This is a genomic window from Paraburkholderia adhaesiva (genome assembly GCF_021390575.1).
GTDB lineage: Bacteria > Pseudomonadota > Gammaproteobacteria > Burkholderiales > Burkholderiaceae > Paraburkholderia > Paraburkholderia adhaesiva.
The window spans coordinates 153,269-167,324 of the sequence record NZ_JAJEJQ010000001.1 but is presented as its reverse complement, the minus strand read 5'-3'; the positions used below and the strand labels follow the sequence as shown (position 1 = coordinate 167,324).

Sequence of the window (14,056 nt, the reverse complement as noted above, 5' to 3'; positions counted from 1 at the left end):
CCATGACGGACGAGATCGGTAAATCAGAAAAAGCCACCCAAAACCGCGTCATCAAGCTGTTCACCGGGCAACTGGGCTATGCCCCGCTCGGCGACTGGAGCGATCGCACAGGCAACAGCAACGTCGAAGACGCGTTGCTGACGGCATATCTGACCGATGCCGGTTATCGTCCGGCCCAGATCAGCCAGGCACTCTACCTGCTTAAAAAGGAGGCCGGCAATCCGCAGCGCGCGCTGTACGCGAACAACGAGGCGGTCTATCAGCTTCTTCGCTACGGCATCCCGGTGAAGGTCGAAGGCGACCATGTGGCTGAAACGGTGTGGCTCATCAACTGGACACAGCCGCTCAAAAACCACTTTGCCATTGCCGAGGAAGTCACCCTGAAGGGTGGTCACGAACGTCGCCCGGACATCGTGCTCTACGTCAACGGCATTGCCATCGGCGTGCTGGAACTGAAAAACAGCCGCGTCAGCATCGGCGACGGCATTCGGCAGAACCTGTCCAACCAGCAACACGAATTCAACGCGTGGTTCTTCAGCACCGTGCAGTTCGTTTTCGCCGGCAACGATTCGGAAGGCCTGCAATACGGCACAACTGGCACACCGGAAAAATTCTTCCTCCAGTGGAAAGAGGACGAAGCCGACAACAGCGGCTACAAGCTGGACAAGTACCTGCTGAAGATGTGCAACAAGGCCCGGCTCATCGAGCTGATGCGCGACTTCATCCTGTTCGACGGCGGAGTAAAGAAGCTACCGCGCGTGCATCAGTATTTCGGCATCAAAGCCGCGCAGGAACACGTGCGAAAACGCCAGGGCGGGATCATCTGGCACACCCAGGGCGCGGGCAAGAGCATCCTGATGGTGCTGCTGGCCCGCTGGATTCTGGAAAACAACCCACATGCGCGCGTGGTCGTCATCACCGACCGCGACGAGCTGGACAAGCAGATCAAGCGTGTCTTCGAGAGCAGCGGCGAACCCATCCATCGCACCAGCAGCGGGCGCGACCTGATGGGCCGCCTGGCTCAACCGGCTCCGCGCCTGCTGTGTTCACTCGTGCACAAGTTCGGCGCCGGCAAGGGACTCGGCGACGGGGATTTTGATGCCTTCATCAAGGAGCTGGAATCCCAGCCCAGCAAAACAGTGGGCGATCTATTCGTGTTCGTGGATGAATGCCACCGCACCCAGGGCGGGCGCCTGAACCGCGTGATGAAAGCGATGATGCCGTCTGCCGTGTTCATCGGCTTTACCGGCACGCCGCTGCTCAAGCGCGACGCGGCGAGCAGCCTGGAAGTGTTCGGCAGCTACATCCACACCTACAAGTTCAGCGAGGCGGTCGAGGATGGCGTCGTGCTCGATCTCGTCTATGAGGCACGCGATATTGACCAGAAGCTCGGGTCCCAGGACAAAATCGATACCTGGTTCGAGGCCAAAACGAAGGGGCTGAACGACTGGCAGAAGAACGAACTGAAAAAGCAGTGGGGCACGATGCAGCAGGTGCTCAGTTCGCGCTCGCGCATGGATCGCGTGGTCGAGGACATCATCTTCGACTTCAGCGTCAAGCCGCGGCTGTCCAGCGAACGCGGCAATGCCATGCTCGTGGCTTCCAGCATCTACGAGGCGTGCAAGTATTTCGCGCTGTTCCAGAAGACGCCGTTCAAGGGCAAGTGTGCCGTCGTCACGTCTTATAACCCGCTGACGAAAAACGTAACCCTGGAAGAAACCGGGGCGAATACCGAGACCGACAAACAGTTCATCTTCAACACCTATACCGAACTGCTGAAAGACGTGCAGCCGAAGGCGGGCATGTCAAGAACCGAGACGTACGAGGATCAGGCCAAGGCCCGCTTCATCAAGGAACCGGCTGGCATGAAGCTGCTGATCGTCGTGGACAAGCTCCTGACCGGATTCGACGCTCCGCCCTGTACGTATCTGTACATCGACAAATCCATGCAGGATCACGGCCTGTTTCAGGCCATTTGCCGTACCAACCGGCTCGATACCGATGACAAGGATTTCGGCTACATCGTCGACTACAAGGATCTATTCAGGAAGGTCGAGAACGCGCTCGCCGTGTACGCGTCCGAGCTTGACCATAGCGCGGGCGGCGTCGCGCCGGAAGTCATGCTCGAAACCCGGGTTCAGAAAGGCCGGGAGCGTCTGGATGCAGCACTCGAAGCCCTGTCGTTGCTCGTGGAAAAAGTGGAGCCGCCCAAGGGCGAGCTGCAATATATCCACTATTTCTGCGGCAACACCGAAAACGCGGACGATCTGAAAGCCCGCGAACCGCAGCGGGTCGCGTTCTATACCGGCGTGGTCGGCCTGCTGCGTGCGTACGCCTGCATCGCCGATGAACTGGAAGATGCGGGCTACAACGCGTCACAGCAGACCGCGATCCGGCAGAAGCTGGAACAGTACGTGAAGCTGCGCGAGACGATTCGCCTCGCAAGCGGAGAGACGCTGGACCTCAAGCCGTATGAAGCGGACATGCGCCACCTGATCGACACGTACATCGAGGCCAGTGAGCCGCGCAAGATTTCCGGATTCGAGAACATTGGCCTGCTCGACCTGATCGTGAAGACCGGCATTGCTGACGCCATTGCGAAAAAACTTGGCGAGATGAAGGACCGCCAGTCGGTTGCCGAAACCATCGAGAACAACGTCCGCAGCAAGATCGTGAAGGATCACCTGACCGATCCGGCGTATTTTGCGAAGATGTCCGCATTGCTCGATGAGATCATCAAAAAGCGCAAGGAAAAGGCGATCGACTACGAGCAGTACCTGAAGCAGATAGCCGATCTCGTGAAGCGCGTGCAGGCAGGCAAGTCGGACGACACGCCGGCCGCACTGGATTCAAACGGCAAGCGCGCGCTGTTCAATAATCTGAAAGCGGCCAGCAGCCGTACCGAGGAGCAGGCACTGACCCAGGCGCTCGAAATCGATGCGGCTGTCAGGCGCGTGCGTCCCGATGGCTGGCGTGGTGTCCTGCCGCGCGAGAACGTGATCAAGCAGGCCTTGTGGGACATTCTTCAGGATGACCGCGAGGTCGAGCGCATCTTCCTGATTATCGAAGCCCAGAAGCAGGAGTATTGACCGTGGCGCCGAGCAGCAGCATCGACCTGGGCGACCTGCATGTCGATGTGGTGAGGAAGGACATCAAGCACGTCCATCTGAGCGTGTATCCGCCGGATGGGCATGTGCGCATTTCTGCGCCCCTGCATATGGCCCAGGACGTGATCCGTGTCTATGCCATTACCCGGCTGGACTGGATCAGGCGGCAGCAGCGCAAGCTGCTTGCGCAGGAGCGCGAGACAGCCCGTGAGTATCTGGACCGTGAGAGCCATTACGTCTGGGGCAAGCGCTACCTGCTGCGGATTGTGGAGGCCGATGCGGCACCGGCGGTGAATCTGAAGCACTCGACGCTGGAACTCGGGGTGCGCCCCGGCAGTGATTCAGGCCGTCGCCGTGATGTGCTGGATGCGTGGTATCGGGAGCAGCTACGGGGTGCCGTGCCGCCCTTGCTGGAAAAGTGGGAGCCGTTGCTGGGCGTGCGGGCACGACGGATTCTTGTTCAGCACATGAAGACGAAGTGGGGAAGTTGCAATCCGGTATCCGGCAACATTCGCCTGAATACGGACCTGGCGCGCAAGCCGCCGGACTGCCTGGAATACATCCTGGTGCACGAGCTGCTGCACCTGATCGAGCCGACCCACAATGCGCGGTTCCAGTCGCTGATGGACAGGTTCATGCCGCAGTGGCGGCAGATTCGCGACGAGGTGAACCGGCTGCCGGTACGGCATGAGGACTGGGTGTACTAGCGTGTGACGATGCCAGTTGAGGTTTTCGTCCGGCACGCGTAGGTCTACGGGATTGTTCGAGGGTGAAACGGGGTCGCCCCAGTGGCATTGGCGCAACGCGCTTCCATACACCAACGAAGCTCCTTTTGAGCGGCATCGGTGTTGATCGAGTCGGGAGAAATCCGGTCACCTGGTGGATACATGACGCCGAAAAAAATCAAAGGGTTACAGGTAACTTGCCTGTAACCCTTTGATTTTTTGATGGTCCGTGAGCAACTGCAGTCACCAGTGCCTCAAAAAACAGCGGTCATGTCGCCTCTCATCCTTGATGGCAAACACCTGCATGCTCTACCTGACGAAGTGGTATGCAATCAGCACCTGAGCATCGAAAGGGCCAGTTATGTCTTGAGTATCGTGCTGATAGGCGGCACCTCCTTGCGGCAGCGCCTCCGCTCCACGATAAGCAGCGGACCGGGTGAACTCGTTAGGCAACCGATTCACCTCATCGCGAATCAGCCGCTTCCGCAGTCAAACGACATCCCCATAAGTCTCTTCGTAGATGTCTCGAACCGTCTTCCCGTTATAGGTCCAATGCGGACCGGGTGCTACGCTGTATTCAAGATCCATGTCCAACCGCGTCGCAGCCGTCAACGACATCACTTCTCCGTTGTAGCGAACCTTCCGATTGCCCTCGACAATCGCGACTGCGTCTGTGTGAACTGAGCGAAGCTCGGCCCCAACGGGAATCCCCATTTCCTCGAAATCAAGATTTGGACGGCGGGCTTTTAACTGTTCCGCGGCAACGATCGACTGTTCATCTATGGAACTCGGCTGAGCCTCAATCTCAGTAGTCGCATCCTGGACGTGCAGCAGTCGAAGGATTGCGATCGCCTGATCCGGTTCAATACGAAAGAATTCCCGCTTCGGGTTAATTCGGCTCGGAGCAAAGGCGAGATGCAGGGCCTTCTCCACTTCCTCCGGGTTGGGAACCTTACACGCGAACTCCAGTTTGAACGGGACAGGAATGCCCGTCGTAAATAACTGGCCAATTCGGGCGTTAGCATCCTCTTGGGTTGTATAGCCGATCTTCACCAGACCGGGCATAGCCGGATTAGTTAATACATACACAATGCTCAAAGCCATACGGTCTTCCTCAGATAAATGCCATCACTTAGATATCCTTTTAGATACCTTCGACATCGATTCCGTTTTCGGCGAGCCACTCTTTGCGCTGCGCGAAATCAGGTATAGCTCTCTCGACATGCAGCCGGAACGCCGGCGTATGGTGCCGTTCGCGCAAATGGGCAATCTTGGGTAGCGGCATCTCTCGACCTCGTTGGGGGCATCAGCCTTCGCGGCTCGCATTGTGCCCCCGAAAATGCCCCGTCGAACCACCGGATGTCAACAGATTCCGCCGGACATCGCTGGAAACAAAAAACCCGCGGAGCCTTGCAGCTACGCGGGTTTCAGGACTTTCTAGTACAACTTCAGACGTGTTCTTGGTGGAGCGGAGGAGGATCGAACTCCCGACCTTCGCATTGCGAACGCGACGCTCTCCCAGCTGAGCTACCGCCCCAACGAAGCAACGATTCTAGCACAGCTAAAACGCGACCGACCACCCACCCAAATTTACGCAAAAGCAGAAAACCAAACTACCTGGAAGGCGCCCCCGCAAGCACCCAACCAACAACGGTACGTATATCACCAGCACTCATAGCAGGATGCGAGGGCATAGGAATCGCCCCCCAAACCCCAGCCCCACCATCGCGGACCTTTTTCTCAAGCTTCCCCTGAGCCCCAGCGTCGCTCTTATACCGCGCCGCGATCTGCTGAAACGAAGGCCCGACGAGCTTACGATCCACCGCATGACACCCCATGCAAGCATTGGCACGTGCAACGCTCAACCCATCCGCGGCAGCAAAAGCGCCAGGCGAAACCAGAATCATCGCCCCGCCAGCCACCGCGAAAACCAACCTGCACAAACCCCGCATCACATAGCCTTCCCAGTACCCGACTGCCCGGACGGCGAATTGCCACCAGGCGCCGCCGGCTGCGAATCAATAGGCCGCGAACTCACCGAAGCATCCGGCACGGCCCCCACAGTCGGCTCCTCTGCGGCATTGACCGGCGGCGGCGCACTCGTCGCCGACACAGCCGGAACACCTGTCTGCCCAGGCTGAATGTACTGATAGACCTTCACGACCTTCTGAACACCCATCACCTTGCTAGTAGCATCGGCGGCAATGCTGCCTTCGTCCGGCGTCACGAGCCCCATCAGATAGACGATCCCACGCTCGCTAACGACCTTGAAGTTGTTCGCAGAAATATCCTTATACGCGACCAGTTCACCCTTCACGCGCCCTTCGAGATACGAATCGTTAGCCCGCGAGGAGAATGAACTCGCAGGCAACACCGCCAGCTCGTTCACCACCGAGCCAACATTCGCGATAGCCCGCGTCAACGCCTCGGCTTTCTGCTTCGAGCTTTCATCCGGCACTTCGCCGGTTAGCAGCACGCGCTGGTTGAACACAGCCACATTGATATGCGACGTGTCCGGCAGGTTTTTGCTGAGATCCGAAAGCGCCTTCACCTGAATCTCGCGGTCTTCGGTCTGCGAGCCCACCGTGCGCCGGTCGGTCGCCACCAGAGCCGATCCGCCGGCCGCGCCCGCCAGCGCAACAAAGCAGCCCTGAAGGCTCGCCGAGAGTGCGGCCGCGAATCCGATCGTCAGGGCCGTTCGCGCCACCGCGCCATGGATGCCATATCTGCTCTTCAACGTCACTCTCCTTCGTCCGTCCGTCGGTGTCAGTCTTCGCCCAGCAGCATCGCGTCGATGCCGTCGCACAGGCAATGGATAGCCAGAACGTGCACTTCCTGAATGCGCGCGGTCCGGTCGGACGGCACGCACAGATGGATATCGGTGTCGGCGAGCGCTTCGTTAACCTGGCCGCCGCCCTTGCCGGTCAGCGCGATCACGATCATTTCGCGCTCGTGCGCTTCTTCAATCGCCGCGAGCACGTTCGCAGAATTACCCGATGTCGTGATCGCGAGTAGCACGTCGCCTGGCTGCCCAAGCGCACGCACTTGCTTCGCGAACACCTGATCGAACGCGTAGTCGTTGGCGACGGCGGTGAGCACCGAGGCGTCGGTGGTAAGGGCGAGCGCCGGAAGACCCGGGCGTTCGCGCTCGAAGCGCCCGATCAGCTCGGCTGCGAAATGCTGGGCGTCTGCGGCCGATCCACCGTTACCGCAAGCCAGAATCTTGTTGCTGTTCGCGAGTGCGGCGAACATCGTATCGACGGCGGCCGCAATCGGCACCGCGAGGGTTTCCATGGCCGCGAGCATGACGGCTGCGCTGTCGCGGAAATGCTGTTGAATACGTTCGACGGACATCGACTCTCTATCTAGTACTGCCTATGTTGTGCTGCCTGCAGCGCGGAAAACCGCTTGCATGTATGCGGATTGATGCAAGTTTAGCGCACTCGCGGGCGTTCTCCGCGTATTCATCGGTCGTCGGCGCGAAAGGCGTCGCGCAGCCATTCGAGGCGCCCGCTCTCGAACGCAATGACGTCGAACCGGCACGGCGGCAGGCCCTGCCCGCGTTCGTGTGCACTTTCTCCCAGGGCACCTGCCGCAAGAAACTGCCGGGCAGCACGCACGATGCGCTGCTGCTTGTGCCACCCAACGCTCGCCGCGGCACCGCCGTAACCGCGCCACTTGCGCGCGCGCACTTCGACAAAGACCAGCGTGCCATCGCGCTCGCGCATCACGAGGTCGAGTTCGCCGCCACGGCAAAGCACGTTGCGCGCGACCAGGACGAGCCGTTGACGTTGCAGAAATGCGAGCGCGTGCGCTTCGAAACGGGCACCAGCGGCGCGCGGTCCGGCGTTGGACTCGCGACGCGCGGGAAAGTTGTCGGTGCGCGGGAATTTTGCCGGGGAAGACGGGGTGCCCGTGGGCGTCACGACGCCTGAAGGTTTCGAGTCGCGCGCGGGCCTGTTGTCGCTCCGCGTCAGCCGGCACTGGAGATCGCCGCTAAAGCGACGTGCGAGGGCCGCACGTTCCGCGACATCGCCAGCACCCTCGCCCGCCGCTTCGCGAACCCTCGCGTGGCACAATGTCGACCTCTTTTCTTGCGTTCGCGCGTTCCGTGTCATGACGTCCCTCCTCGAACTCGCACAGGCCCAGCAATATCCGGCCGCCACGCTGTACGTCGTGGCGACGCCCATCGGCAATCTCGCCGACATCACCTTGCGCGCGCTGCACGTCCTCGGTCTCGTCGACCGCATCGCCGCCGAGGACACGCGCAACACGGGCCAGTTGCTCACGCGTTACGGCATTTCGAAGCCGCTCATCGCCGTGCACGAGCACAACGAGCGTGAGGCAGCGCAGCGCGTCATCGACTTTCTGCGTGCTGGCGAGCGCGTGGCCTGCGTGTCCGACGCGGGCACGCCCGGCATTTCCGACCCGGGAGCGAAGCTCGTCGACGCAGTGCGCGAAGCCGGTTTCCAGGTCGTGCCGCTGCCCGGCGCAAGTGCGCTCGCGACCGCCTTGAGCGCAGCCGGCGACTGGGTGGCGACTTTCACGTTCGTCGGCTTCCTTCCGCCAAAGCCGAAGCAGCGTGCCTCCGCATTGCAACCGCTCGTTGCGCACGAGCACGCGATGGTGTTCTACGAAGCGCCGCATCGCATCGTGGAAACCGTGCAGGCTCTCGCGGACGCATTCGGTCCGGGGCGGCGTCTGTTGATCGCCCGCGAAATAACGAAGCTACATGAGTCGCTGCATCGATGCACCCTGGCCGAAGGGCCAGCGTGGCTCGCGGAGGACGCGAATCGTCAACGCGGAGAGTTCGTGCTGGTCGTCGAGGGGGCGCACGCCGCGGCGGCGTCGGGCGAGGATCACGACGCGCTGTTGCGGGTGCTCCTGCAGGAGGTGCCGGTGAAAAGCGCCGCGAAGCTCGCGGCAGCGCTGACCGGCGCATCGCGCAACGCGCTCTACACGCGCGCGCTCGAACTGAAGGGCGAGGAAGAAGAGGGCGACTGAAATGACGAAGGGCCGCCAGCGGCGGCCCTTCTCGAATCCGGCACGACGATCAGCGTACGCTGTCCGTGTTCGAAGCGAGTTGCTCCGAGATCTCGGTACGTCCTTCCTGGATCGAAAGGCCTTCGATCTTCACGCTCGCGACGCCTGCGTGCTGCAGACCGAGTTTCTTGGCTGCGGCATACGAAAGGTCGATCACGCGACCGCGTGCAAACGGCCCACGATCGTTGATCTTCACGACGATCGACTTATGGGTGAGCGGCACGGTCACGCGCACGTACGAACCGAGCGGCAATGTGCGGTGCGCTGCGGTCAGCGCTTGCATGTTGAAGCGCTCGCCGCTTGCAGTCTTGTGGCCGTGGAAAGCACGGCCATACCACGACGCACGGCCGGCCTGGTGGTACGTCGAAATGTCCGGGCCACCGCCGATCGGCTGAGCGTCGGCGAGCGACTTGTCGCTACCGGTGCCCGACGCGGGCAGGGCCGCGAGCGCCGTGTCGTAGGCCTGCGGCGCGAAGAATCCGTTCTGCGCGTCGCCGGTCCGGAGTGCCGTGTCGTCCGCCTGGTTCTGCGAACTCGGCGGCATGGCACAACCGGCCAGCACGAAAACGGCTGCGAGACTCCCGCATCTTCGAGGTAGTCTGATTTTCATAAGCTTGCCATCACATGTCGAAGCCCCACGCGGCGATGTTGCACACGGCGGAAAGGCTTCGGCGGCTGCAGGTGCGGCAGTACTCCTCTCGCAAAAGGCGAGTTTGAGCCGGCACCAAAATGCGACCCCTTTTGGGTCACCAACCGCTAGTTATCTTTCACGTCTGGTGCAGCCGCTCCCCGGCAACCGGACCAGACCCCACACGCCGCCATCGAACATGGCATCCACGTTCTGGCGCGCCGGTGACACACGGCGCACAGGAACAGCGGCGTAGGCCCCATCCAGCGTCACGGCAGCAAGGCCGTTGCAGGCGCGCGGCGCCTGGCTGGACAAGACGTGCGGTGCCGATCGGATCGGCACCTGATTTGCCATCGCTTCAGTCCGCGCAAAGGCGGTCATCCGACAATGGCACTACATGACAGCGATGAATCGAGACCCTGTTAAGCGGGTCACATCGCCCATTGAAAGCACGAAAAACGTTCGTGTTGGCCGGCATTATACCCAAAAAGAATAGCTGTCACCCGCGCAACCCTCAGAATTTACGTAATTTTAACTACAATTGTAACAACGCCCGTCGCCAGGCCTTATCTGGCGGGCGTTCCCGGCGATTGGAGGGAACGCTCGGCGGTCCCTCGTGCGCGCCGGTACAATCGGAGCTTTGGCAGCGGCCCGTCTCTCGCGGCCGTCCGTTCCTCGCGATCCAAAGAGGCGCATGAAAGTCACGCTGATTCCCGTCACACCCTTCCAGCAAAACTGTTCGCTGCTCGTCTGCGAAGCAACGCGCCGCGCGGCCGTCATCGATCCAGGCGGCGATCTCGATCGCATCGAGGCCGAACTCGCGCGTCAGGAGGTACAGCTCGAAAAGGTCCTGCTGACACACGGTCACGTCGATCACTGCGCCGGCGCGAAGACGCTTGCCGCCAAATACGGCGTGCCGATCGAAGGTCCGCACGAAGACGAGCGTTTCTGGATCGACATGCTGCCGCAGCAAAGCACGCGCTTTGGCTTTCCTGCCGCCGAGGCCTTCGAGCCGGACCGCTGGCTCAAGAATGGCGACACCGTGCACTTCGGCGACGAGGACCTCGAGGTCTATCACTGCCCCGGCCACACGCCGGGCCACGTGATCTTCTTCAGCCAGAAGCACCGGCTGGCGATCGTCGGCGATGTGCTGTTCGCGGGCTCGATCGGACGTACCGATTTTCCGCGCGGCAATCACGCCGACCTGATCCGCTCGATCCGCGAGAGGCTCTGGCCGCTCGGCGACGACGTCACGTTCGTACCCGGCCACGGCCCGGTATCGACGTTCGGAGAAGAGCGCCGTTCCAACCCATACGTAGCAGACGGCATACCCGGATGATTAATAACGTCGCCATCGAGGAAATCTACGTCAGCACCGACGTCGAGGCGGACGGTCCGATCCCCGGTCCGCATTCGATGCTGAGTTTCGCGTCGGCGGCCTATACCGCCGACAAGCGCCTGATCGCCACTTTCTCAGCCAATCTGGCCACGCTCGAAGGCGCGGCGCCGCATCCGGTGCAGGCCGCGTGGTGGGAGACGCAGCCCGAAGCGTGGGCCGCGTGCCGCAAAGATCTGCAAGATCCTGCGGCGGCGCTCGTGGCTTACGTGGAGTGGGTCGAGGCGTTGCCCGGCAAGCCGGTGTTCGTGGCGATGCCCGCGGGCTTCGATTTCACGTACATGTTCTGGTACATGATGCGTTTCGCGGGGCGCTGCCCGTTTTCGTGGTCGGCGCTCGATATCAAGACGCTCGCGTTTGCGATGACGGGCCTGCCGTACCGCAAGTGCATCAAGCCGCGTTTCCCGAAACACTGGTTCGACGACCATCCGCACACGCACGTGGCACTCGATGACGCCATCGAGCAAGGCGCGCTCTTCTGCAACATGCTCGCCGATCTGCGCGCCTCTCAGGCCGCACGTGAGGCGACGGTCGCTGATAGGGACGCCTCAGGGCAAAATGCCGCCGACGAACCATCAAATTAGACAATCCGCCTCATCAATGCCGTTGTGCATTGCGTTTCGTTCTCCTGCCCTCTAACATTCAGTAATACGGCGACGCAAACGGAGGCGCAGTTGACACTCGATACGTTCTCGCAAAAGATCCTGCGCCTGCTGCAACTGGACGCGCGCCGGTCGGTTCAGGAAATTTCGGATCAGGTGGGATTGTCCAGCACGCCGTGCTGGCGCCGTATCAAGGACATGGAGCAATCGGGCGTGATCCAGCGTTATACGGCGCTGCTCGATCGGGAAAAGCTCGGCCTGCACGTCTGCGCGCTCGCGCATATCCATCTCACGCGCCACACCGAAGGCGGTGTCGAGCAGTTCGAGCGTGAGATCGCCACGTGCCCCGAAGTCACCGAGTGCTATAGCACGACCGGCGAATCCGACTACATCCTCAAGATCGTCGCGCCTGACATCAAGGCCTACGACACCTTCCTGCACGAGCGCATCTTTCGCATTCCGGCCGTCGCACAGGTGCGCACGAGCGTCGTGCTTCGCGAAATCAAGTTCGATACCCAACTGCCGCTCTGAAGCCAGGCTGTCCCGGCTTCGGAGGACGGCCCTGAACGCCACCGCGCGCGGGTCGTCCGAATCGCGCGGCGCGACAGTTTCGGATCGTGATTTACGTGTGCGCCGGACCCAGAGCGGCCTGAGTGCTCACAACGTGCGTCACGTCGAGCTGGCTTGCGCCGATCAAGCGCTTGATCGCGTCGAGATCGACGCCCGCGAGGCGCGCGACGTCATCGCTGGCCGCGAGCGCCACCTGCACCGCGAGCCCCGTGCTCAGATAGTGCAGCGTCACCGACTCGACGTGTACGCCATATTTGGCGAACGCGTCGCGCAACGTCCCGATGAGCGCCTGGCGCGCGGGCAGATTCGCCACCGAGCGCACGTGCATGTCGTCCTCGGGATCGACGTGGATCAGCGCGTCGAGCACGCGCGGATCGGTGAGCACGCGCAGGCGGGCCGCCTCTGCGATGTAGTGCCCTTCGGAGACCGAGATCATGGGATCGACGAGGATGTGCGCATCTACGAGCGCGAGGTCGCCGGCCTTGCGCGTGCGCATTTCGTGGAGGTCGAGCACGCCCGGCGTCGCGAGCAGCAGCGCGCGCAGGTCGGCGGTAGCGGCTTCGTCGAGTGCGCGGTCGGAGAGGTCCTGCAACGCGTCCCAGCCGAACACCCAGCCCATGCGTGCCACCATGAAGCCGACGATCGCCGCCGCGATCGGGTCGAGGAGCCGCACGCCGGCGAGCGAACCGACAATGCCGATCGCGACCACGAGCGACGACGCCGCATCCGAACGCGCATGCCAGGCGTTGGCGATCAGCATTTGCGAGCGCACGCGCTGAGCCTCGCGCAGCATGTAACGGAAGAGCCCTTCCTTGGAAAAGAGCACGAAAATCGCGACGACGAGCGCACTCATGTGCACGGGCGGAATCGCGTCGAGATTGGCGATGCGCGTGCCGGCACGCCACAGCATGCCGATGCCGACCGCAATCAGCAACGCGCCGAGGAAAAGCGAAGCGACAGTTTCATAACGGCTGTGGCCGTAATTGTGATCGGCATCCGGCTTGGCGCCGCTATGACGGTTGGCCAGCAGGACGACGAAATCGGAAACGAGATCGGCAAACGAATGAACACCGTCTGCGACGAGTGCCTGGGAATGCGCGAACACGCCAACGACGATTTGCAGGACGACGAGCACCGAATTGACGGCGACGCTCACGAGCGTGGTTTTGCGCGCAACCTGGTTCTTATCCGAGAGTTGCGTATCGGCTGTAGAGGTCATACAGGGGAAAAAGATGAATCAGGGATTTTCCGCAATTGTAATCGGACAACCTGTTCAACTTCGAGATTACCTCATGAAATTCTTTAAAATCATACGCCTACAAGAACGCGACGCATTCTCGTTCACGAAATTCGGCGGCTGTATTGCGGGCAAAAAAAAGCCGCGCGTCGTGATGACTGCGCGGCTTTTTCGCATCGACGGACTTTGACGGCCCGCCGTGTGCGGTAAGTAGCGAATTACTTCTGGATCAGAAACTTTTCGCGATCCTTGCCGGCAATCCAGCGAGGAGGTTTGCCACGACCCGACCATGTGCTGCCGCTGTCCGGATCGCGATATTTAGGGGCAACGCTGGCGCGCGAGCGGCTCACCTTGGCGTTTTTGCTGCCGGCACGGCTGCCGCCGAGTTCGGCGAGCGTAATACCGTAATCGGCCATTTTCTGCTTGATTTCATCGAGGACTTGAGCATATTCGCGCTCCTTCGCCTCTTCAATCTGCTTCTCCAGCTTTTCACGCTGGGCGAGTAGTTCCTTGTAGGAAGACATAGGTACCCTTGTGGTTTAGGCAATTATGGCTACCGGTCTAGTGCGGGTATACCGAAAGACTGATCTGCGCCCCGGAAAGTGGAGGCGAGATTAACACAGAATTGAATGCGCGCAATAGCGCAAACTATAAAAATTAATAGAAGGCTCTTTCGATAACGTTCAGATGCAGGCCGGACATCCAGTGACTTTCAATGGGTGCGAATCAGTATTTTTACGTACGCCTA

Annotated in this window: 16 protein-coding genes and 1 tRNA gene; 7 read left to right on the top strand and 10 right to left on the bottom strand. The window is 60.9% G+C overall.

Features of this window, described 5'->3' with window-relative positions; translation table 11 throughout:
• Positions 1 to 2 precede the first annotated feature (2 nt).
• Positions 3 to 3,089 (top strand): type I restriction endonuclease subunit R, encoded by a 3,087-nt coding sequence (locus L0U80_RS00810; protein ID WP_233861868.1) that lies wholly within the window; start codon positions 3 to 5, stop codon positions 3,087 to 3,089.
• A gap of 2 nt (positions 3,090 to 3,091) precedes the next feature.
• On the top strand, positions 3,092 to 3,814 hold the full coding sequence (locus L0U80_RS00805) for a M48 family metallopeptidase (protein WP_233861866.1): 723 nt from the start codon (positions 3,092 to 3,094) through the stop codon (positions 3,812 to 3,814).
• A 507-nt stretch (positions 3,815 to 4,321) separates the two neighbouring features.
• Here L0U80_RS00805 and L0U80_RS00800 read toward each other — a convergent pair.
• From L0U80_RS00800 to L0U80_RS00770, 7 genes are all read right to left on the bottom strand, one after another.
• A complete protein-coding gene (locus L0U80_RS00800) occupies positions 4,322 to 4,936 on the bottom strand; it encodes a GIY-YIG nuclease family protein (RefSeq protein ID WP_233861863.1) in 615 nt (204 codons plus the stop codon).
• A 40-nt stretch (positions 4,937 to 4,976) separates the two neighbouring features.
• Positions 4,977 to 5,117: a YgjP-like metallopeptidase domain-containing protein gene (locus L0U80_RS00795; RefSeq protein ID WP_233861861.1), complete on the bottom strand. Its 141-nt coding sequence runs from the start codon at positions 5,115 to 5,117 to the stop codon at positions 4,977 to 4,979.
• Positions 5,118 to 5,293: 176 nt separating this feature from the next.
• Positions 5,294 to 5,369, bottom strand: a tRNA-Ala gene (locus L0U80_RS00790).
• A gap of 76 nt (positions 5,370 to 5,445) precedes the next feature.
• Complete coding sequence (locus tag L0U80_RS00785; RefSeq protein WP_233865555.1) at positions 5,446 to 5,784, bottom strand: c-type cytochrome; 339 nt, start codon at positions 5,782 to 5,784, stop codon at positions 5,446 to 5,448.
• Positions 5,784 to 6,569: a BON domain-containing protein gene (locus tag L0U80_RS00780; RefSeq protein WP_233861859.1), complete on the bottom strand. Its 786-nt coding sequence runs from the start codon at positions 6,567 to 6,569 to the stop codon at positions 5,784 to 5,786. Before L0U80_RS00780 ends, L0U80_RS00785 begins: the two co-directional genes overlap by 1 nt.
• 29 nt (positions 6,570 to 6,598) lie before the next feature.
• A complete protein-coding gene (locus tag L0U80_RS00775) occupies positions 6,599 to 7,186 on the bottom strand; it encodes a phosphoheptose isomerase (RefSeq protein ID WP_233861857.1) in 588 nt (195 codons plus the stop codon).
• A 110-nt stretch (positions 7,187 to 7,296) separates the two neighbouring features.
• Complete coding sequence (locus L0U80_RS00770; protein ID WP_373322172.1) at positions 7,297 to 7,758, bottom strand: YraN family protein; 462 nt, start codon at positions 7,756 to 7,758, stop codon at positions 7,297 to 7,299.
• Between the two features lie 190 nt (positions 7,759 to 7,948).
• Here L0U80_RS00770 and rsmI point away from each other — a divergent pair, with 190 nt between their 5' ends.
• Positions 7,949 to 8,836, top strand: a complete 888-nt coding sequence (gene rsmI / locus L0U80_RS00765) for a 16S rRNA (cytidine(1402)-2'-O)-methyltransferase (RefSeq protein ID WP_233861855.1) — start codon at positions 7,949 to 7,951, stop codon at positions 8,834 to 8,836.
• 49 nt (positions 8,837 to 8,885) lie between these two features.
• Here rsmI and L0U80_RS00760 read toward each other — a convergent pair whose 3' ends face one another.
• The gene (locus L0U80_RS00760; RefSeq protein WP_233861853.1) at positions 8,886 to 9,485 is read right to left on the bottom strand and encodes a septal ring lytic transglycosylase RlpA family protein; all 600 of its coding nucleotides are present in this window, start codon (positions 9,483 to 9,485) and stop codon (positions 8,886 to 8,888) included.
• 712 nt (positions 9,486 to 10,197) lie between these two features.
• Here L0U80_RS00760 and L0U80_RS00755 point away from each other — a divergent pair.
• From L0U80_RS00755 to L0U80_RS00745, 3 genes are all read left to right on the top strand, one after another.
• Positions 10,198 to 10,842, top strand: coding sequence for an MBL fold metallo-hydrolase (locus L0U80_RS00755; RefSeq protein WP_233861851.1), 645 nt, complete (start codon positions 10,198 to 10,200; stop codon positions 10,840 to 10,842).
• The gene (locus L0U80_RS00750) at positions 10,839 to 11,483 is read left to right on the top strand and encodes a 3'-5' exonuclease family protein (RefSeq protein WP_233861849.1); all 645 of its coding nucleotides are present in this window, start codon (positions 10,839 to 10,841) and stop codon (positions 11,481 to 11,483) included. The genes L0U80_RS00755 and L0U80_RS00750 overlap by 4 nt, the downstream gene beginning before the upstream one ends.
• Positions 11,484 to 11,573: 90 nt before the next feature.
• The gene (locus tag L0U80_RS00745) at positions 11,574 to 12,032 is read left to right on the top strand and encodes an Lrp/AsnC family transcriptional regulator (RefSeq protein WP_124152967.1); all 459 of its coding nucleotides are present in this window, start codon (positions 11,574 to 11,576) and stop codon (positions 12,030 to 12,032) included.
• 91 nt (positions 12,033 to 12,123) lie between these two features.
• Here L0U80_RS00745 and L0U80_RS00740 read toward each other — a convergent pair whose 3' ends face one another.
• Entirely contained in the window at positions 12,124 to 13,290 is a 1,167-nt protein-coding gene (locus tag L0U80_RS00740) for a cation diffusion facilitator family transporter (protein ID WP_233861847.1), read from the bottom strand.
• A 13-nt stretch (positions 13,291 to 13,303) separates the two neighbouring features.
• Here L0U80_RS00740 and L0U80_RS00735 point away from each other — a divergent pair, with 13 nt between their 5' ends.
• Positions 13,304 to 13,498, top strand: coding sequence for a hypothetical protein (locus tag L0U80_RS00735; RefSeq protein ID WP_233861845.1), 195 nt, complete (start codon positions 13,304 to 13,306; stop codon positions 13,496 to 13,498).
• A 28-nt stretch (positions 13,499 to 13,526) separates the two neighbouring features.
• Here L0U80_RS00735 and L0U80_RS00730 read toward each other — a convergent pair whose 3' ends face one another.
• Entirely contained in the window at positions 13,527 to 13,832 is a 306-nt protein-coding gene (locus L0U80_RS00730) for an H-NS histone family protein (protein ID WP_233861843.1), read from the bottom strand.
• Positions 13,833 to 14,056: the final 224 nt, after the last annotated feature.

Coding starts and splice junctions, on each gene's coding strand:
- L0U80_RS00810 (WP_233861868.1), top strand. CDS start 3: ATGACGGACGAGATCGGTAAATCAGAAAAAGCCACCCAAAACCGCGTC.
- L0U80_RS00800 (WP_233861863.1), bottom strand. CDS start 4,936: ATGGCTTTGAGCATTGTGTATGTATTAACTAATCCGGCTATGCCCGGT.
- L0U80_RS00795 (WP_233861861.1), bottom strand. CDS start 5,117: ATGCCGCTACCCAAGATTGCCCATTTGCGCGAACGGCACCATACGCCG.
- L0U80_RS00785 (WP_233865555.1), bottom strand. CDS start 5,784: ATGCGGGGTTTGTGCAGGTTGGTTTTCGCGGTGGCTGGCGGGGCGATG.
- L0U80_RS00775 (WP_233861857.1), bottom strand. CDS start 7,186: ATGTCCGTCGAACGTATTCAACAGCATTTCCGCGACAGCGCAGCCGTC.
- rsmI (WP_233861855.1), top strand. CDS start 7,949: ATGACGTCCCTCCTCGAACTCGCACAGGCCCAGCAATATCCGGCCGCC.
- L0U80_RS00760 (WP_233861853.1), bottom strand. CDS start 9,485: ATGAAAATCAGACTACCTCGAAGATGCGGGAGTCTCGCAGCCGTTTTC.
- L0U80_RS00755 (WP_233861851.1), top strand. CDS start 10,198: ATGAAAGTCACGCTGATTCCCGTCACACCCTTCCAGCAAAACTGTTCG.
- L0U80_RS00750 (WP_233861849.1), top strand. CDS start 10,839: ATGATTAATAACGTCGCCATCGAGGAAATCTACGTCAGCACCGACGTC.
- L0U80_RS00740 (WP_233861847.1), bottom strand. CDS start 13,290: ATGACCTCTACAGCCGATACGCAACTCTCGGATAAGAACCAGGTTGCG.
- L0U80_RS00735 (WP_233861845.1), top strand. CDS start 13,304: ATGAATCAGGGATTTTCCGCAATTGTAATCGGACAACCTGTTCAACTT.
- L0U80_RS00730 (WP_233861843.1), bottom strand. CDS start 13,832: ATGTCTTCCTACAAGGAACTACTCGCCCAGCGTGAAAAGCTGGAGAAG.